The sequence below is a fragment of the Enterobacter sp. BIDMC 26 genome (assembly GCF_000534435.1).
Classification (GTDB): domain Bacteria; phylum Pseudomonadota; class Gammaproteobacteria; order Enterobacterales; family Enterobacteriaceae; genus Enterobacter; species Enterobacter ludwigii.
This window is the reverse complement of sequence record NZ_KI973182.1, coordinates 3190139-3207398: the sequence shown is the minus strand read 5'-3', so window position 1 is coordinate 3207398 and position 17260 is coordinate 3190139. Positions and strand designations below refer to the sequence as shown.

Genomic DNA, 17260 nt, shown 5'->3' with positions numbered 1-17260 from the left:
GGCGGGATGTCAAAAACGCTTAGCGTGCCGCTTCGTAGATACGACGGCTCACTTCCAGCGTAATGTCGCCGTGCTCACCCAACTGGGTCATACCGTGTTCTTCAAGTTTCGCCAGCAGGGCAGGGATGGAGCTGCCATCCAGGCCATAGCCGGACAGACGCGTTGGCACGCCCAGACCTTCAAAGAAGCTGCGGGTTGCTTCGATAGCCGCGTCGATACGCGCATCGTCAGAACCTTCGGTGATGTTCCACACGCGCTCAGCGTACTGCAGCAGTTTGGCGCGTTTGGTATCACGTTTTTCGTTCCACAGTGCAGGCAGAACGACGGCCAGCGTTTGCGCGTGATCCAGACCGTGCATGGCCGTCAGTTCGTGGCCCAGCATATGGGTTGCCCAGTCCTGCGGCACGCCGGCACCGATCAGACCGTTCAGCGCCTGGGTTGCCGCCCACATCACGTTGGCGCGCACATCGTAGTTTTCCGGCTCTTTCAGCGCTGTCGGACCGTCTTCAATCAGCGTCAGCAGAATGCCTTCCGCGAAGCGATCCTGAATTTTGGCATCTACCGGGTAGGTAACGTACTGCTCAACGGTGTGCACAAACGCATCGACCACACCGTTCGCGACCTGACGTGCAGGCAGGGTGTAGGTGTAAACCGGATCGAGGATGGCGAATACAGGCTGAACGTGATCGTTCATAAAGGCCTGCTTATCACCCGTGGTTTTACGGGAGATAACGGCACCTTTGTTGGATTCAGAACCGGTCGCAGGCAGGGTCAGCACGGAACCCATTGGGATCGCGCTTTTGATATCGCTGCCACGGGTTTCCAGAATGTGCCACGGGTCAATACCGTCCGCGTAGTGCGCCGCAGCGGCGATGAATTTGGTGCCATCCAGAACGGAGCCGCCGCCGACTGCCAGCAGGAAGGTGACTTTTTCATCACGGGCGATCTTGACCGCGTTCATCAGTGTTTCATAAGACGGGTTAGGCTCGATACCGCCGAACTCACGCACGTCCAGACCTTCCAGCGCGCTGTAAACCTGATCCAGTACCCCGGTTTTTTTCACGCTGCCGCCACCGTAGGTGATCAGTACGCGGGCGTCAGCGGGGATCTGTGCGCGCAGGTCGGCGATAGCGCCTTTACCAAACAGAATGCGGGTTGGGGTGTGGAGATTAAAATTATTCATTGCTCGTTCCCTTATGTGGGTGAAAAACCGTGGTGGCGCTGAAGGCGACCTGATGCTGCACATTGTGGCCGTCCGGGACTATCCTCTCAATGCACATTCCTGCCGATGTCTTGCCCATTTCTACAGAGCGCTGGAGAAAACACGGTAAACTGCGCACACTGTTAACGTCGGAAACCGTAGCCGGAGTAACGTAAAATGAACCGTGAAGCGATCTGCCTTCAGCTTACTGCGCAGATTAAAAGACTGATTGATAAAGAAAATGGTGTCGGTGACATGTTGCCTGACATTCGTCTTCTGTATGGGACGCAGCCAGGGACACGCACACCGGTCATGTACCAGCCGGGCATCGTTTTTCTCTTTTCAGGCCATAAAATTGGCTATATCAATGAGCGCGTGTTCCGGTATGACACCAATGAATATCTTCTGCTCACAGTACCTTTACCCTTTGAATGTGAAACTTTCGCGACAGAAGCGGTACCGCTGGCGGGCATTCGTTTAAATGTTGATATCCTTCAGCTGCAGGAGCTGCTGATGGAGATTGGCGAGGACGCATTGTTCCGGCCGTCGATGCCCGCGAGCGGGATTAACTCCGCGACGTTATCCGAGGAGATCCTCTGCGCCATTGAGCGTCTGCTCGACGTTATGGAAAGGCCGCTGGATGCACGCATCCTGGGCAAACAGATTATCCGCGAAATTCTTTACCATGTGCTGCTGGGGCCGGGCGGTGGGGCATTACTCGCGCTGGTCAGCCGCCAGACGCACTTCAGCCTGATTAGCCGCGTGCTCAAGCGTATCGAAAGCCAGTACACGGAAAACCTGAGCGTTGACCAGCTGGCGGCGGAAGCAAACATGAGCGTCTCGGCGTTTCATCATAATTTTAAGTCGGTGACCAGCACCTCACCGCTGCAGTATCTTAAAACCTATCGGCTGCATAAGGCTCGTATGCTGATGATCCACGACGGCATGAAGGCCAGCGCGGCGGCGATGCGGGTGGGCTATGAAAGTGCGTCGCAGTTTAGTCGGGAGTTTAAGCGTTACTTCGGCGTCACGCCGGGGGAAGATGCGTCGCGCATCAGAATGATGCAGGGGACCTGAGGGGAGAGTCCAGCCGGGTAAGCGTATCGTCACCCGGCTTTTTTATATCACGCGCTGCAGTATTTCTTCTTAATCACAACCGCAATCGTCCCGAGCAGTCCCGCGACCAGCAGGAAAAGCGGGAGGATCATCAAGAAGGTCATTACCTGGTCTTCGTGGTGTTTCACAAAGGGGATCATATTCAGCGCGTAGCCAAGCGTGGTCACCACGCCTACCCACAGCAGGGCACTCAACCAGTTGAAGAACTGGAAGCGGCGGTTTGACAGCCCGGAAATGCCTGCCATGGTCGGCAGCAGCGTGCGAACAAACGCCAGAAAACGCCCGGCCAGCAGCGCCAGCAGACCGTGGCGGTCAAACATGCAGGTCGCACGTTGATGATATTTATGCGGTAACTGCGCCAGCCAGCCTTTCACGACGCGCGTATTGCCGAGCCAGCGGCCCTGCAGATAGCTCAGCCAGCAACCGAGGCTGGCAGCGGAGGTAAGTATGACCATCGTCGGCGTGAAGTCCATGACGCCTTTACCGATTAACGCCCCGGCCAGTAAAAGCAGGCTGTCACCGGGTAAAAATGAGGCTGGCAGTAATCCATTTTCCAGAAACAGGGTTGCGAACATCACGAAATAGACGATACCTACAACGTGAGGGTCCGCCAGCGCGGCAAAATCGTGTTGCCAGAGCGCCGCAATAATATCTTGAATAACAGCCATGGACTTTCCTGTGGAACAGCAGATGCAGATATAGCGCTATTGTACTCCCTAATTCGCCCGTGGGGTTTGATCGCGGGCGCAACTAATGCAGACTTTTCTGGTGGCAGTGTTCACAAAAGCGTCCAGGGAGTACATTTTCAGCATGCACTCTACACGATACGTTCAAACCCTGCCGCTAAATCCGCAATTAAATCGTCAACATCTTCTAAACCAATATGCAGTCGGATAAGCGTGCCGCTGAAATCCACTTCTCCACCGGGGCGTAGGGCCGCAATTTGCTCCGGCTGGTTAGGCAGGATCAGGGATTCAAACCCGCCCCAGGAGTAAGCCATGCTGAAGAGGGTAAAATGATCCAGGTAGTTCGCCAGTTCGTCGTTACTGAGCCGTTTTTTAAGAACAAATGAGAACAACCCGCTACTGCCCGTAAAGTCACGTTGCCAGAATTCATGGCCTTTGCTGCCCGGAAGCGCCGGATGGTTAACGCGCTCGACCTGCGGGTGCCGGGCCAGCCATTCGGCCACCTTCAGACTGCTTTCATGGTGCTGACGCAGGCGCACCCCCAGCGTACGGATACCGCGGCTGGTCATGTAGGCTGTATCCGCATCCACCATCTGGCCCATCAGGTAGGCATTCTCCCGAAGTTGATCCCAGCAGCGCGCGTTGGATACCGCAGTACCGATCATGCCATCAGAGTGGCCAATCAGATATTTGGTCGCTGCCTGAATAGAGATATCAATGTCGAATTCCAGCGCCCTGAACAGTACGCCCGCCGCCCAGGTGTTGTCGATCATGATGATTGCCTCGGGGGCTTTGCTGCGAACTGCTTTCACAATAGCCGGGACGTCGTGCACTTCCATGGTGATAGAGCCTGGGGATTCCAGAAACACAATGCGCGTGTTCGGCTGAATAAGTTCAGCGATACCTTCGCCAATCAGCGGATCGAACCAGCCGGTGGTCACGCCGAGCTTGCTGAGGATTTTGGTGCAAAAATCCTGGCTTGGTTCATAAGCGGTATTGGTCATCAGGATATGGTCGCCCTGTTCCACAAACGCCAGAATGGTATTGGCGACTGCCGCCGCACCACAGGGGAACAGGGCGCAGCCCACGCCGCCTTCCAGTTCGCACATGGCTTCCTGAAGTGAAAAATGGGTTAGCGTGCCACGACGGCCATAGAACAGCCCGCCTTTGGCGCGGTTGCGTGTGGCGATTTTTTTATCCTCGACGGTATCAAATACCAGTGAGGAGGCGCGTTGAATCACGCTGTTGACCGATCCCTGAGTGTATTTTTTGCTGCGTCCTGCCTGTACCAGCGTGGTATCAAGATGCTTCTTTGTCATGTTCGCTAACCCTGTTTTTATACGTCTGGACGTCCAGACTACCACGATTGTAAAAATCTGCACCCGGGGGCTTATCGAATAAGCAGAAAATATTAGAAAAAATACGCATAAGAAATTTTTACTGCGTAAGCGCAAGGAAAGTGAACGAAAATTACGGCAGTATGTAAATACTAATGAGAACTACTATCAATTCGACGATGTTTTGATATTATTACGGTCAGATTTTGTGATTTGCGTCCTGGAGATACAGAGTGGGTAATAATTTGATGCAGACGGATCTCTCCGTCTGGGGCATGTATCATCATGCTGACATCGTGGTTAAGATTGTGATGATCGGCCTGGTTCTGGCGTCCGTGATCACCTGGGCTATCTTCTTCAGTAAGAGCGTCGAACTGCTGTCGCAGAAGCGTCGCCTCAAGCGGGAGCAACAGCAACTGGCTGAAGCCCGCTCCCTGGATCAGGCCTTAGACATGACCTCATCCTTCCATGGAAAAAGCCTGACCACCCTGTTAGTCAACGAAGCACAGAACGAGCTGGAACTCTCCGCAGGCAGTGAAGATAACGAAGGCATTAAAGAACGTACCGGCTTCCGCCTGGAGCGTCGCGTTGCTGCCGTTGGCCGCCATATGGGCCGCGGTAACGGTTATCTGGCCACTATCGGGGCGATCTCACCGTTTATCGGTCTGTTCGGTACGGTCTGGGGCATCATGAACAGCTTTATCGGCATTGCGCAGACGCAGACCACCAACCTGGCGGTGGTTGCGCCAGGGATTGCTGAAGCGCTGCTGGCGACTGCAATCGGTCTGGTCGCGGCCATTCCGGCGGTCGTCATCTATAACATATTCGCGCGTATGATTGGCAACTATAAAGCCACGCTCGGTGACGTCGCCGCGCAGGTGCTGTTGCTTCAAAGCCGCGATCTTGACCTCAATGCCAGCTCCGTTAAACCGGTGCATGCGGCGTCTAAACTGCGCGTAGGTTGATTGTATGGCGATGCGTCTTAACGAAAATCTGGACGATAACGGCGAAATGCATGAAATCAACGTGACGCCGTTTATCGACGTCATGCTGGTTCTGCTGATTATCTTCATGGTGGCTGCGCCGCTGGCGACGGTCGACGTGAAGGTGAATCTGCCAGCCTCTTCCAGCCAGCCGCAGCCGCGTCCTGAGAAACCTGTCTATTTGTCGGTGAAAGCGGATAAATCGATGTTCCTCGGCAACGACCCGGTGACGGATCAGTCTGTTATCCCGGCCCTGGATCAGCTCACCGGCGGCAAGAAAGACACCACGGTCTTCTTCCGCGCGGATAAAACCGTCGATTACGAAACCATGATGAAGGTAATGGACACGCTGCATCAGGCGGGTTATCTCAAGATTGGGCTGGTCGGCGAAGAGAAAGCGGCCGCGAAATAACAAAGAAGCTGGCGAAAGCCGGCTTTTTTTATGCGTGTCGGGCGATCAGTTTTTTGTCTCAGTGGACGCAGGCGCAGGCGCGTGGGACGCCAGCGCGTCTTCATCAAGCGCAACGCAGGTGACGTTTGACGTGCGGTACTCGCCGTCAGACAGTTTGCGCGTCAGACGCAGGGTGGCCACTTCTCTGGCGAGCAGATACTGATAATTGGCCTCCAGACGCCCGAGAAGCTTCTCTTTCAGCTCAGGCCGCTGTTCGATGAGGGTATTCATCACCGCGCCGTATATCTCTTCCTTCACCTGCAGAGGATAAATCTCGCGGCGATTATGCCATTTCAGGCGTACCAGCGTCGCCGGGATCGATACCAGGTCCTGAGTTATTCGCGTCATCTCGGCATTTTTTGTGTTTCGCAGTGCATCGAGATTTTGCTTTAAGATAAATTCATCACTTTTTTTGTTATCTAAAGCCAAATAAACGTCGTTATCTTTAATTTCTTTCACGTTACTCTTCCCCAAGGTTATAAAAAATAGGGTTATTGGTTTCACGCGTAATTAGATTAAGCCAAATTTCATTGCCGGCTTCGTTTATTTCTTTGGTTTTTTCCGCGATTATTTGACTTAATTTCTGGGCATCTATTTCACCTTCGGCCTGCAGGTCATTCAGCAGGTGGACAAAGGCTTCTATTTTAACGGCGCGAAATAACCGGTCCTTTATATGACGGTCGTGCTCTTCCAGTAACATATTACGGGATTTACCGGTGCGAGAAACGCCTATTAATATGTCAGACTCGTAATCAGAGAGCTTTCTTTTCCCCTGAGTGAAATTAGCCTCTTTTTCTGCTTCCGTCGTTTGCTGTTCCACAGGCGCAATGTGGTACTTAGCCGGGACGAGGTAGTCGGGCAGCATTTTAATTTCCTTTAATTACAACAGGGTGGGGTTGGTAAAGGCGTGAGATTCGTTGACAATATCATGAGGCAATTTTAAAATCAAAAAAAATGGAGCCTACCCATGAACAGCATTTTTTTTACGGTCATCACATTACTATTACTGACCGCTGGTGTTCTTTTATTGATGCAGGAGTTCAATAAAACGCAAGTGTCGAAAGACGCCAGTGAACCTCCGCTACCTGAACTGATGACAAAAGAGGAAGGTGAAGACCATTTCTCCGTATTGATGAACTCGGTTACACCGGTTTGGTACTGGCGGGTGAACCATGAATATATCGACTTTTTGCACGCGACAATTAAGCGAATGAAAATGTCGGAAATTAATGACACGCCTGGGTTGTTTGAAGCGCAGCGCCGCTGCAGCGACCTGAATTCCGCGGTGTATAAATATTATGACAATATCAAAAAGCGTTGCCTTAACGGTGAGAAGGTCTCCTGTTCCGATCTGGACGTATTAAACCTGCGCCAGTGTTTTCGTGAGTTCAGCCTGGAGGCGTATCCGGAACTGGTGGTGCTGGTCTGGCCGGAGTATGCGCGCCCGGACGTTAATCCTGACAATGTCTGAACGTACAACGAGTGAGTTGTTGCAAACAGTCAGCGCCGTTGAGATATACTGGGCGCTGGTTTCGTTTGCAGACAGGACTTTATGGAACGCTTCTTTGAAAACGCGATGTACGCCTCTCGCTGGATACTGGCACCCGTCTATTTTGGCCTTTCGCTGGCGCTGATTGCGCTGACGATTAAGTTTTTCCAGGAAATCTTGCATGTTCTGCCGAACATCTTTTCCATTGCCGAAGCAGATTTGATTCTGGTTCTGCTCTCGCTGGTGGATATGACGCTGGTGGGCGGATTACTGGTGATGGTGATGTTCTCCGGCTATGAGAACTTTGTCTCTCAGCTCGATATCGACGAGCGCAAAGAGAAGCTCAACTGGCTGGGCAAAATGGATGCCTCGTCGCTGAAGAATAAAGTGGCCGCGTCGATTGTGGCGATCTCATCTATCCACCTGCTACGCGTATTCATGGACGCCAAGAATGTCCCGGACAACAAACTGATGTGGTATGTGATTATCCATCTGACGTTTGTGCTGTCTGCGTTCGTGATGGGGTATCTGGATAAGATCAGTAAGAAGTAATTTCCCCCCCCTCTTCCCAGGGGAGAGGGGGGCGTGAGCGCGACAGACCGCGCTATTTATCCGACGATGCCTGCCACAAATTCAATTCCCCATCCGCAACATGCTGGTCAATCCTTTTCAGCTCATCGTCGCTAAAGCGCAGGTTATTCAGGGCCTGCACGTTCTCTTCGATCTGCTCCGGACGGCTCGCACCAATCAGCACGGATGTCACGCGTTCATCCTTCAGCAGCCAGCTCAGCGCCATTTGCGCCATCGTCTGACCACGGGCCTGTGCCATCTCGTTCAGTAAATGCAGGCTGTTCAGGTTGGCTTCAGTCAGCATGTTCTGCGTCAGACCGCGCACCTTCTTGCCTTCACGCTGCATACGAGAATCTTCAGGAATACCGTTCAGGTATTTTCCGGTCAGCAGACCCTGCGCCAGCGGCGTAAACGCAATGCAACCCGCCCCATTTTTCTCAAGCGTATCCAGCAGGCCGGTGTGATCGACCCAGCGGTTGAGCAGGTTGTAAGATGGCTGGTGGATAAGCAGCGGGATCTTCCACTCACGTAACAGGTCCGCCATTTTCTGGGTGCGCTCCGTGGAGTAGGAGGAGATACCGACATACAGCGCTTTACCGCTCTGCACAGCCTGGGCCAGCGCAGCGGCGGTCTCTTCCATCGGCGTATTTTCATCCACGCGGTGAGAATAGAAAATATCCACATACTCCAGCCCCATGCGCTTGAGGCTCTGATCGAGACTGGCGAGCAGGTATTTGCGCGACCCGCCCGACCCATATGGCCCCGGCCACATGTCATAGCCTGCTTTGGTTGAGATGATCAGTTCATCGCGATACGCGGCAAAATCTTCCCGCAGCAGACGACCCATGTTTTCTTCCGCGCTTCCCGCCGGCGGGCCGTAGTTGTTGGCAAGATCGAAATGGGTAATGCCGAGGTCGAAGGCTTTATGCAACAGCACCCGCTGAGAGTCGAGAGGCTGTACATGGCCGAAACTATGCCACAGACCAAGCGACAGCGCCGGCAGGCGCAGGCCGCTTTTTCCGCAGTAGCGGTACTGCATATTTTCGTAGCGGGCGGGGTAAGGGTGCCAGGACATGATGTCTCCTTTCTTGTCGATGAATTTTCGAAACAACGTTTTCATTCTGTGCTTATCAAATCACAAATCCTGTTGATAAGCGATGACATGCCTGATCACCCTGAATGATTAAAGCCCGGCAGCATCAGACTGACCGGGCGTTCACTCGTCAGAAGCTGTAGCTCATCCCCGCCTGCACGCTGGCATCGTTGTCCACGTCACCGGTGCCGACATACACCCCGGTATTGAGCGTGAAGTTATGCGCGATGGTTGCATTGATGCCTGCTCCGAAGATCCCCATCGTGTTGTTATGGCCGGAGGTGGTGTGGTAATCCGCCGCCTGAATATCAGTATCGTCGCTGAACTCTTTCTGGAAGCGTGCGTCGATCCACGGCATCATCTGCACGTTCTTGTTCAGATCGCGAAGCGTTGTGGTGAGTCTCAACCCGACCCCACTGTTCCAGGAAGAGACCTGACTGTCGGCGAAGGTCACTTCACTGTCGGAGAAGCCGTTTGCTTTGGTTTGATCCCAGCCTAAGGTGGCGTAAGGTTGCAGCAGGGTTTCACCTGGCAGCAACACGTTCACACCGGTACGCGCCTGCGCCATATACAGGGTGCCATCCGTCGAACCGTGCAGTGCTTCGGTCATGCCGCTGGTATTCCCCGTCACGTTATTCGCAGACAGGGTGTACCGCATATCGCCATAGCTGAAGCTACCGTCGGCAAACATACCCCATGTTCTGCCGTTAAGCGCCTGCTGCCAGCCACCGTACAGGCTGTAGTAATTACCGTAGACGCTGTCATTAAAGCTATCAGCGCCGTCATGGGTATCCTGCACGCGGCTGCGTGTCCATGCCAGTGCAATACCGCCAGTGACGCTATCACCATTGTCCAGATGCGCCGTCCAGTCCACGCCACCCTGAGCGCCCTGGGTGATGCTCTTATAGTCAACATCATTGCTGAAATTGCCATTCTGATAGAGGAAATCACCCCAGACCTGCGCACCTTCCTCCTGCTTGCCGAGCAGGTTAGCCAGATGCACCTGATTCATATGGTTGCTGATATCATCAGCCACCTGATGTCCGGCCTGCTCGGCAGCGTCCAGACCGGCAACAAGGCCCTGAACGTCGCTCGCGAGGCTGCCCTTCTGGCTGTTAAATTCGATATTCCACGACTGCGTATTATCGGCGGTAAGGCGTGTCTGCGGCGCGGTATCTGCGGCCACAATATTCAGACTGTTGTCATAGTTATAAGCGCCGCTACGGTTTTCAACATTCTGTTGGCCATTTGTGAAGGTGGCCGCCGCATAATTTTGCGGGGTGCTGGTGCCTGAAGTGGTGAACGTACCCAGAATCACGTTCTGCTGATTTTGTGCCGAGGGAGTAATGCTGTTGACGACAACGGCGTTATTAACCCCGGTGATATTGCCGAAATCAACAAAGCTGTCGGTGCTCATATTTACCATCGCATTACTGCCGGTGGTAGTAGCGACAAGCGTTGAGCCATTTTGCAAACTCCAGCTGGTGGCATCGTTAATTTTATCAATGGCGATGCTGTTATTGCTGGTCGTGTTCACCGTCTCGAACTGACTAATTTCACCAGAAACAGAACTGCCGGCATCCATCGACAGCGTGTCGCTACCGTCACCGCCATCAACATTGCCGTTAACATGAGAATTATTGGTCAGCACGACCGTATCATCGCCCGCACCGGTTGTAATATCACCATTTACGGTGGCATTGTTTTGCAGCGTGATGGTGGTATTGCCGCTGTTTTGACCGGTATTTACCGCACCATTAATGGTGCTGTTATCCACCAGAACAGAATTCGCTGAACTGCCGTTCAGGGTAATATTGCCATTCACAACGCTCTTATTAGTAAACGTAAGTGATGTCGACCCCTTTTCATTAATAACGCCAATATCGCCAGTGACGGTACTGTTATTCAGGGCCAGGGAATCGGCCTGGGTGCCGTACATGGCGATGGCTAGATCGCCCACGCCATCCAGGTTGATGTCACTGAACGGCTTATACTCGCTGAGTTTTTCGGCCAGGTCGCCCATGTTCTGCGCGATTTCACTCTGCGAGGCATCGACGGTGGCTCCGGTCAGCGTAATGCGGGTATCCGATTGATCGCTCCCTGCATAAATACCGCCCTTATCCATTGTACTGTTGCTGAGGGTAATATCCTGTTCGCCAGCACCGGCGCTTACAATGCTGCCGTGCAGCGCGCTCCCGTTCTCAATATTGACGGTGTGGTAGCCTTTATCCAGTGGATCGAGATAAATTGCTGAGCCCATCATATAGGTTTTATCACGCTGGTAATTGCCTGTGCTGTTTTCACCGTTCAGCGTCGCGCCATCAACCGTCACGGTGGTATTGGTGGTCGCGCCTCCGCTACCGACTTCAATCATATCGGCCGTAGCGCCGTTATTCAGGGTGATATTCGCGGTACCGCCGTTGCTTCCCTGGATATAGTGGCCTGACATATCCGTTCCGGATACCGTTAATGACTGCGTGTCGCCATCACCTCGATGACCATCCATGAAAATATTATTCGCCGTGGCGTCGGCCATAACCGCATTTGTCACACCGGGATTTTGATAAAAGCTGTCATCGGTATATTTCGTTAATCCACAGGTTTGCGTCGTCACGCCATCCTCACACGGTGTCGCTGCCGTCATTGCTGCCTGGGTACCGAAAGAGGTTAAAGCCATTAAGACACACTGCGAAAGCAATGTGCGGTTCATAAATTTACGCATCTGAAACTCCGTTAATAAAAAATCGTCGCCATCCTTGTAAAGGAATTTATTTAATTTAAGAAATTTCTCATAAGTGAAGGATGTAATGAAATTTGAAAAATGGGGAGGTAAGTTATTGGGGTATTTAAATCAGGAAATCTGATAATTAGGTGTTAATATATTTATGTGATAAATAGAACTGAATAGTTACCCTGCAAATTAAGCGGGTTTTCGCGAAAGGGTAGCGCTATTGATTGACGCAACCTGTTGATGAGGTACTCCTCAGGAGGTATGACCGTTAATTTAATGCGCTGCAGTTTTACATTTATTTATCCACTGACAAAGTAAAACACATTCTTAGCAGGGTAATTTTCCCCTTCGAAAATGTCTCTTTTTTCTGAATGAACACAGGGGCAGTAAAAATTTTAATAAAAATAATGCGTGAAAGGTGATGAATTTGCTCATTCCTGCCGATAACGAGGGTAAGACTCGCCTCTGGGCGAATTCACCCTCACGGCAAGGAAGACTTATGAATATGTTGCGTAATTTCACGATCCGTTTCGTCATGCTGACGATTCTCGGGATCTTTTGTTTAATGTGGGCGGGCGTGGGGCTTTACAGCACCTGGTCTCTGTCACGGGTATCAGAGGGCAATGAGGTGGATCGCCAGCTGGTCAAACAGATGACCATACTCAGTCAGGGTAACGATCAGTATTTTCGCTTTGTGACCCGGTTGAGTCGCGCGATGGAAGTGAAAGCCGCGGGTGGCACACCGGACCTGGCCCCTGCCCAGCAGGCGCTGGACAATATGGGGAAGAAACTGGCTGAGATGAAGGCAATCTCACCAGGACCGATGGATGAGCAAGTTTCAGCTCAGGTGATCGGTAGCTGGCAGGCTTTGCTTGAGCAGGGCGTAACGCCGCAAATGCAGCAGGCGAAGCAGTCCTCTCTGGAGGGCTACCGTCAGCAGGCGAATAACATCACCCCTCCGCTGAGTCGTGCGTTTGGTGCTGCTGCGGAGAACTTTAACAACGCGGCCGCCCGGGCACTCGACAGCACCCGAGTGGTCGTGGACAGCCTGACCAGCATGACCCGCACGGTGATTATCACCGCCACGATTATTGGCCTGTTAATACTGCTCTTCACCGACCGTTACCTGGTGGCGATGCTGGTAAAACCGCTGGCTCGCATTCGCCAGCAGTTCCGCCAGATTGCCCAGGGCGATCTCAGTCAACCGATTGAACCGTTCGGTCGCAACTGCGTGGGTCAACTGGTTCCCCTGCTGAGCGCGATGCAGGATAGCCTGCGAGAAGCGGTGAGCTCTATTCGCTCCGGCAGCGAGAATATCTGGCGCGGCGCGACGGAGATCTCCAGCGGTAATAACGATCTCTCGTCCCGTACCGAAGAGCAGGCTGCCGCACTGGAAGAGACGGCGGCCAGCATGGAACAGCTGACCGCCACCGTGAAGCTGAACGCGGAAAGTGCGCGTCAGGCCAGCCAGCTGGCGGATGTGGCGTCAACAACGGCCAGCCGCGGCGGCTCGCTGGTGGAAGAGGTGGTGACCACCATGAGCGGTATTTCTGAGAGCTCGAAGAAGATTGCTGAAATCACCAATGTGATCAACAGCATTGCCTTCCAGACCAATATCCTGGCGCTCAACGCTGCCGTTGAAGCGGCGCGCGCGGGCGAGCAGGGACGTGGGTTTGCCGTCGTGGCCGGCGAGGTGCGTAACCTGGCAAGCCGCAGCGCCAACGCGGCAAAAGAAATTGAGGGATTGATTACCGATTCCGTTTCCCGCGTAGAGCAGGGCGCAAAGCTGGTGGGCGACACGGGCACCACCATGGATGCCATTTTGCGTGATGTGACGGAAGTGACGACCATCATGAAGCAAATCGCGTCTGCCTCTGAGGAGCAAAGTAAGGGGATTTCGCAGGTGGGTATTGCTATCACGCAAATGGATGGCGTGACACAGCAAAACGCCTCGCTTGTGGAAGAGGTCTCGGCAGCGGCCTCCGCGCTTGAACGTCAGACCGAAGAGCTCCAGCGGTCGGTGCAGAAATTCCGCCTCTCGGCATAAACACTGCTAAAAGGCCGCCGTGTGCGGCCTTTTTTTCGGTTAAATGCAGGCGAGCCAAACGGAGCGCCGCCCGCCGCTTATCAGTGGGTGGCTTCACCAATCAGTGCGCCAGAGCCGGCACCGACGGCGGCCCCTTTCAGTACGCTGTTGCCTGTTACCGCCGCAGTACCTGCACCCACCACGGCACCCACCGCACCGCCTTTACGCGCAGCTTTACCTTTGTCGCCGTTTTTGAACATCGCACCGGTACCCGCGCCAACGACCGCACCGCCTACCGTGGATTTCAAATCTTTGCCCGTGGCTGCGCCAATTGCCGCACCGGCCACTGCACCGGCGGCGGTTTTATCTATCGCCATACCAGAAGTGGAAAAGATCAGGGTGCTGATAATCAGCGCTGTTTTCATCAATTTCATAACAAATCCTTTGTGACTGCTGTCGGTTGAGTCCGCTTTTCTCGTCATCTGACCTGAGAAAAACGTCCGCATAGTGCCAGTAATACCGGCTCAACCCTTAAGCAAATCATGCCCCTTGCAGGGATCCCTGTTGCCGGGCGGTGGTCCGCCCGGCAGAGAATTACGCCTGACGCTTGTCTTCCGTATGGGTCTCGAAGTCGCTCGCCGCGTGGCGTTCGTGGAGCTGCTCGTTGAGCTCGCCGCTGGTGCGGTTAACGATACGCCCGCGCTTCACGGCAGGGCGGTGTGCCACATCTTTCGCCCAGCGCTGAACGTTGGTGTACTTCTCAGCGTCGAGGAACTCTGCGGCGTTATACACGCTACCCAGCGCCACGCAGCCGAACCACGGCCAGACCGCCATATCGGCGATGGTGTACTCTTCACCGGCCACGTAACGGCTACGCGCCAGCTGTTTATCCAGCACGTCGAACAGGCGTTTGGCTTCCATCGTGAAGCGGTCAATCGCGTACTCAATCTTCACCGGTGCGTAGTTATAGAAGTGGCCGAAACCGCCGCCGAGGAACGGGGCCGCGCCCTGCAGCCAGAACAGCCAGTTCAGGGTTTCCGTACGTCCCGCCGGATCTTTTGGCAGGAAATGGCCGAACTTCTCTGCCAGATAGAGCAGGATGCTGCCGGATTCAAATACGCGCGTGGGCGGTGTCGTGGAGTGGTCACGCAGCGCCGGAATTTTCGAGTTCGGGTTCACTTCAACAAAGCCGCTGGAGAACTGGTCGCCTTCACCAATGCGAATCAACCATGCATCGTACTCGGCACCCGTCACGCCAAGCGCCAGAAGCTCTTCCAGCATGATCGTCACTTTCTGCCCGTTTGGTGTGCCCAGAGAATAGAGCTGCAGCGGATGCGAGCCCACGGGTAACTCTTTCTCATGCGTCGCACCGGAGATCGGACGGTTAATATTGGCGAACGCGCCGCCGCCGTTCTTTTTCCATTCCCACACTTTGGGTGGCTGATAGGTATTTTCGTCTGACATGTTGGCCTGCCTTTTTTGTGATGTGTTGAGGGAGTGTAGCAGGAGTTCATGGGAGGGTTTAGCGAACTGAGCGCAATACATTTCCCCTTCGCGCCACACTACACAGACAGCGGAACGGGTGTATGATAAATCCCACCTCTGTCAGGTTAATTACAACGTGCAGACGACGACAACCCTTTCAACATTGCCGCCTGCCCGTCTTAGGTTGGATACATGCGTAAAGGAAAGTTAAGCAGTGACGCGCCATTCGGGACGTTATTAGGTTATGCGCCGGGTGGCGTGGCGATTTACTCTTCAAACTACGGCAGTCTCGATCCGCGTCGTTATCCGGAAGACGCGGATTTTCGCAGCTATATTGGCAATGAATACATGGGCCATAAGTGGCAGTGTGTTGAGTTCGCCCGCCGTTTTCTGTTCCTCAATTATGGATGTGTTTTCACCGACGTCGGTATGGCGTGGGAGATCTTCTCTCTGCGCTTTTTGCGCCAGGTCGTGAACGATAACATCCTGCCGCTTCAGGCCTTTGCCAATGGGTCGAAACGCGCGCCGCAGGCCGGGGCGTTGCTTATCTGGCAAAAGGGCGGGGAGTTTCATGAGACCGGCCACGTTGCTGTGATCACGCAACTGTTGGACGATAAGGTGCGCATTGCCGAGCAGAACGTTATTCACTCTCCGCTCCCGCTCGGGCAGCAGTGGACGCGCGAGCTGCGAATGACCGTTGAGAACGGTACTTACACGCTGCATGACACCTTTAACGATACCGAAATTCTCGGCTGGATGATCCAGACGGACGACACGGAGCACAGCATCCCGCAGCCGGAACTCGACGGTGAACTGCTCAAAATCAGCGGTGCGCGGCTGAAGAATAAACGTCAGTTTGACGGGAAATGGCTCAACGAAAACGACGCCCTGCAGCAGGCATATGTCCGCGCAAACGGCCACTTTATCAATAAAGATCCCTGCCAGTATTTTACCATCACCGAAAGTGCCGAGCAGGAGCTGATCAAAGCGACCAATGAACTGCACCTGATGTACCTGCACGCGACCGACAAAGTGCTGAAAGACGATAACTTACTGGCGCTTTTTGACATCCCTAAAATCCTCTGGCCGCGTCTGCGCCTCTCATGGCAGTGGCGTCGTCACCATATGATCACCGTTCGTATGGATTTCTGTATGGATGAGCGTGGCATCAAGGTTTACGAGTACAACGCCGATTCCGCCTCCTGCCACACGGAAGGGGGATTAATCCTCGAAGAGTGGGTGAAGAACGGTTATCGCGGTAACGGCCACAATCCGGCGGAAGGTTTGCTGGAAGAACTTACCGGCGCGTGGAAGCACAGCCATGCGCGTCCGTTCGTGCACATCATGCAGGACAATGACGTCGAAGAGGATTATCACGCGCTCTTTATTCAGCGCTCTCTGCTGCAGGCCGGGTTTGAAACCAAAATTCTGCATGGGCTTAACGCTCTCAGCTGGGATGCGGCCGGGCAACTGATTGACGATGAAGGCCGTCATGTTAACTGCGTGTGGAAAACCTGGGCGTGGGAGACGGCGATAGAGCAGATCCGCGAGGTGAGCGAAACCGAATACGCCGCCGTGCCGATCCGCACCGGGCATCCGGCGGGTGATGTACGGCTGATTGACGTCCTGCTGCGTCCGGAAGTGCTGGTGTTCGAACCGCTGTGGACGGTTATTCCCGGCAACAAGGCGATCCTCCCGGTGCTCTGGCAGCTGTTCCCGAATCACCGTTATTTGCTCGATACCGATTTCGAGGTTAACGACCTGCTGAAACAGACCGGTTACGCCATCAAACCAATTGCCGGACGCTGCGGCAGCAATATCGATCTGATTAGCGCCGGGGATGAAGTGCTGGATAAATCGAGCGGCAAGTTTGTCGATCGCAAAAATATCTACCAGCAGCTGTGGTGCCTGCCGAAGGTGGATGGCAAGCATATCCAGGTCTGTACGTTTACCGTGGGCGGTAACTACGGCGGCACCTGCCTGCGCGGGGATGATTCGCTGGTGGTGAAGAAAGAGAGCGACATCGAACCGTTGATTGTGGTGAAAGACAAGTAAGCTGTTCCGGCTGTCAACACACACCCGCAAGTGTTCC

General features: G+C 53.8%; 16 protein-coding genes. 7 read left to right on the top strand and 9 right to left on the bottom strand.

The features are described 5' to 3' along the window. Window positions 1-19 precede the first annotated feature (19 nt). Window positions 20-1183 carry an alcohol dehydrogenase gene (gene yqhD / locus L462_RS08325; RefSeq protein ID WP_020883658.1) on the bottom strand — a complete coding sequence of 388 codons (1164 nt, stop codon included), beginning with the start codon at window positions 1181-1183 and terminating at the stop codon, window positions 20-22. Between the two features lie 195 nt (window positions 1184-1378). Between yqhD and L462_RS08330 the strand changes: the two genes are divergently transcribed. After that, on the top strand, window positions 1379-2278 hold the full coding sequence (locus L462_RS08330) for an AraC family transcriptional regulator (RefSeq protein ID WP_020883659.1): 900 nt from the start codon (window positions 1379-1381) through the stop codon (window positions 2276-2278). Window positions 2279-2325: 47 nt separating this feature from the next. Here the strand turns inward: L462_RS08330 and yghB are convergent, their stop codons facing one another. Together yghB and metC are read right to left on the bottom strand one after the other, a co-directional pair. Beyond that, window positions 2326-2985, bottom strand: coding sequence for a DedA family general envelope maintenance protein YghB (gene yghB / locus L462_RS08335; RefSeq protein ID WP_014171613.1), 660 nt, complete (start codon window positions 2983-2985; stop codon window positions 2326-2328). 149 nt (window positions 2986-3134) lie between these two features. After that, on the bottom strand, window positions 3135-4322 hold the full coding sequence (gene metC / locus L462_RS08340; protein WP_025203159.1) for a cystathionine beta-lyase: 1188 nt from the start codon (window positions 4320-4322) through the stop codon (window positions 3135-3137). Between the two features lie 251 nt (window positions 4323-4573). Between metC and exbB the strand changes: the two genes are divergently transcribed. Then, complete coding sequence (gene exbB, locus L462_RS08345) at window positions 4574-5305, top strand: tol-pal system-associated acyl-CoA thioesterase (RefSeq protein ID WP_014171611.1); 732 nt, start codon at window positions 4574-4576, stop codon at window positions 5303-5305. Window positions 5306-5309: 4 nt separating this feature from the next. Next, entirely contained in the window at window positions 5310-5735 is a 426-nt protein-coding gene (gene exbD, locus L462_RS08350; RefSeq protein ID WP_014171610.1) for a TonB system transport protein ExbD, read from the top strand. Between the two features lie 45 nt (window positions 5736-5780). Here the strand turns inward: exbD and L462_RS08355 are convergent, their stop codons facing one another. Both L462_RS08355 and L462_RS08360 read right to left on the bottom strand, forming a co-directional pair. Next, window positions 5781-6233: a hypothetical protein gene (locus L462_RS08355; protein ID WP_020883661.1), complete on the bottom strand. Its 453-nt coding sequence runs from the start codon at window positions 6231-6233 to the stop codon at window positions 5781-5783. 1 nt (window position 6234) lies between these two features. Then, window positions 6235-6639: a hypothetical protein gene (locus L462_RS08360; RefSeq protein WP_020883662.1), complete on the bottom strand. Its 405-nt coding sequence runs from the start codon at window positions 6637-6639 to the stop codon at window positions 6235-6237. A 102-nt stretch (window positions 6640-6741) separates the two neighbouring features. Here L462_RS08360 and L462_RS08365 point away from each other — a divergent pair, with 102 nt between their 5' ends. Together L462_RS08365 and L462_RS08370 are read left to right on the top strand one after the other, a co-directional pair. Continuing rightward, window positions 6742-7245 carry an ESA_00282 family adhesion-associated protein gene (locus L462_RS08365; protein ID WP_020883663.1) on the top strand — a complete coding sequence of 168 codons (504 nt, stop codon included), beginning with the start codon at window positions 6742-6744 and terminating at the stop codon, window positions 7243-7245. An 81-nt stretch (window positions 7246-7326) separates the two neighbouring features. Beyond that, the gene (locus L462_RS08370) at window positions 7327-7815 is read left to right on the top strand and encodes a TIGR00645 family protein (protein WP_014171606.1); all 489 of its coding nucleotides are present in this window, start codon (window positions 7327-7329) and stop codon (window positions 7813-7815) included. Window positions 7816-7867: 52 nt separating this feature from the next. Here the strand turns inward: L462_RS08370 and L462_RS08375 are convergent, their stop codons facing one another. Both L462_RS08375 and L462_RS08380 read right to left on the bottom strand, forming a co-directional pair. Beyond that, on the bottom strand, window positions 7868-8908 hold the full coding sequence (locus L462_RS08375; RefSeq protein WP_032678969.1) for an aldo/keto reductase: 1041 nt from the start codon (window positions 8906-8908) through the stop codon (window positions 7868-7870). A gap of 148 nt (window positions 8909-9056) precedes the next feature. Next, window positions 9057-11648 (bottom strand): autotransporter outer membrane beta-barrel domain-containing protein, encoded by a 2592-nt coding sequence (locus tag L462_RS08380; RefSeq protein ID WP_032678968.1) that lies wholly within the window; start codon window positions 11646-11648, stop codon window positions 9057-9059. A gap of 508 nt (window positions 11649-12156) precedes the next feature. On the opposite strand from L462_RS08380, the gene L462_RS08385 reads away from it, so the two are divergent. Continuing rightward, window positions 12157-13704 carry a methyl-accepting chemotaxis protein gene (locus tag L462_RS08385; RefSeq protein WP_032678967.1) on the top strand — a complete coding sequence of 516 codons (1548 nt, stop codon included), beginning with the start codon at window positions 12157-12159 and terminating at the stop codon, window positions 13702-13704. Between the two features lie 80 nt (window positions 13705-13784). Here the strand turns inward: L462_RS08385 and L462_RS08390 are convergent, their stop codons facing one another. Both L462_RS08390 and yghU read right to left on the bottom strand, forming a co-directional pair. Further along, a complete protein-coding gene (locus tag L462_RS08390; protein WP_032678966.1) occupies window positions 13785-14117 on the bottom strand; it encodes a glycine zipper domain-containing protein in 333 nt (110 codons plus the stop codon). A gap of 160 nt (window positions 14118-14277) precedes the next feature. After that, a complete protein-coding gene (yghU, locus tag L462_RS08395; protein WP_032678965.1) occupies window positions 14278-15147 on the bottom strand; it encodes a glutathione-dependent disulfide-bond oxidoreductase in 870 nt (289 codons plus the stop codon). Between the two features lie 213 nt (window positions 15148-15360). Here yghU and gss point away from each other — a divergent pair, with 213 nt between their 5' ends. After that, window positions 15361-17223 carry a bifunctional glutathionylspermidine amidase/synthase gene (gene gss, locus L462_RS08400; RefSeq protein ID WP_032678964.1) on the top strand — a complete coding sequence of 621 codons (1863 nt, stop codon included), beginning with the start codon at window positions 15361-15363 and terminating at the stop codon, window positions 17221-17223. The last annotated feature ends 37 nt before the right edge of the window (window positions 17224-17260 follow it).

What these genes read in the sequence shown, in the direction of transcription:
- exbD (WP_014171610.1), top strand. Translation starts at nt 5,310, where the DNA reads ATGGCGATGCGTCTTAACGAAAATCTGGACGATAACGGCGAAATGCAT.
- yghB (WP_014171613.1), bottom strand. Translation starts at nt 2,985, where the DNA reads ATGGCTGTTATTCAAGATATTATTGCGGCGCTCTGGCAACACGATTTT.
- L462_RS08330 (WP_020883659.1), top strand. Translation starts at nt 1,379, where the DNA reads ATGAACCGTGAAGCGATCTGCCTTCAGCTTACTGCGCAGATTAAAAGA.
- L462_RS08370 (WP_014171606.1), top strand. Translation starts at nt 7,327, where the DNA reads ATGGAACGCTTCTTTGAAAACGCGATGTACGCCTCTCGCTGGATACTG.
- L462_RS08375 (WP_032678969.1), bottom strand. Translation starts at nt 8,908, where the DNA reads ATGTCCTGGCACCCTTACCCCGCCCGCTACGAAAATATGCAGTACCGC.
- metC (WP_025203159.1), bottom strand. Translation starts at nt 4,322, where the DNA reads ATGACAAAGAAGCATCTTGATACCACGCTGGTACAGGCAGGACGCAGC.
- L462_RS08385 (WP_032678967.1), top strand. Translation starts at nt 12,157, where the DNA reads ATGAATATGTTGCGTAATTTCACGATCCGTTTCGTCATGCTGACGATT.
- L462_RS08365 (WP_020883663.1), top strand. Translation starts at nt 6,742, where the DNA reads ATGAACAGCATTTTTTTTACGGTCATCACATTACTATTACTGACCGCT.
- yqhD (WP_020883658.1), bottom strand. Translation starts at nt 1,183, where the DNA reads ATGAATAATTTTAATCTCCACACCCCAACCCGCATTCTGTTTGGTAAA.
- L462_RS08360 (WP_020883662.1), bottom strand. Translation starts at nt 6,639, where the DNA reads ATGCTGCCCGACTACCTCGTCCCGGCTAAGTACCACATTGCGCCTGTG.
- gss (WP_032678964.1), top strand. Translation starts at nt 15,361, where the DNA reads ATGCGTAAAGGAAAGTTAAGCAGTGACGCGCCATTCGGGACGTTATTA.
- yghU (WP_032678965.1), bottom strand. Translation starts at nt 15,147, where the DNA reads ATGTCAGACGAAAATACCTATCAGCCACCCAAAGTGTGGGAATGGAAA.
- L462_RS08390 (WP_032678966.1), bottom strand. Translation starts at nt 14,117, where the DNA reads ATGAAATTGATGAAAACAGCGCTGATTATCAGCACCCTGATCTTTTCC.
- L462_RS08380 (WP_032678968.1), bottom strand. Translation starts at nt 11,648, where the DNA reads ATGCGTAAATTTATGAACCGCACATTGCTTTCGCAGTGTGTCTTAATG.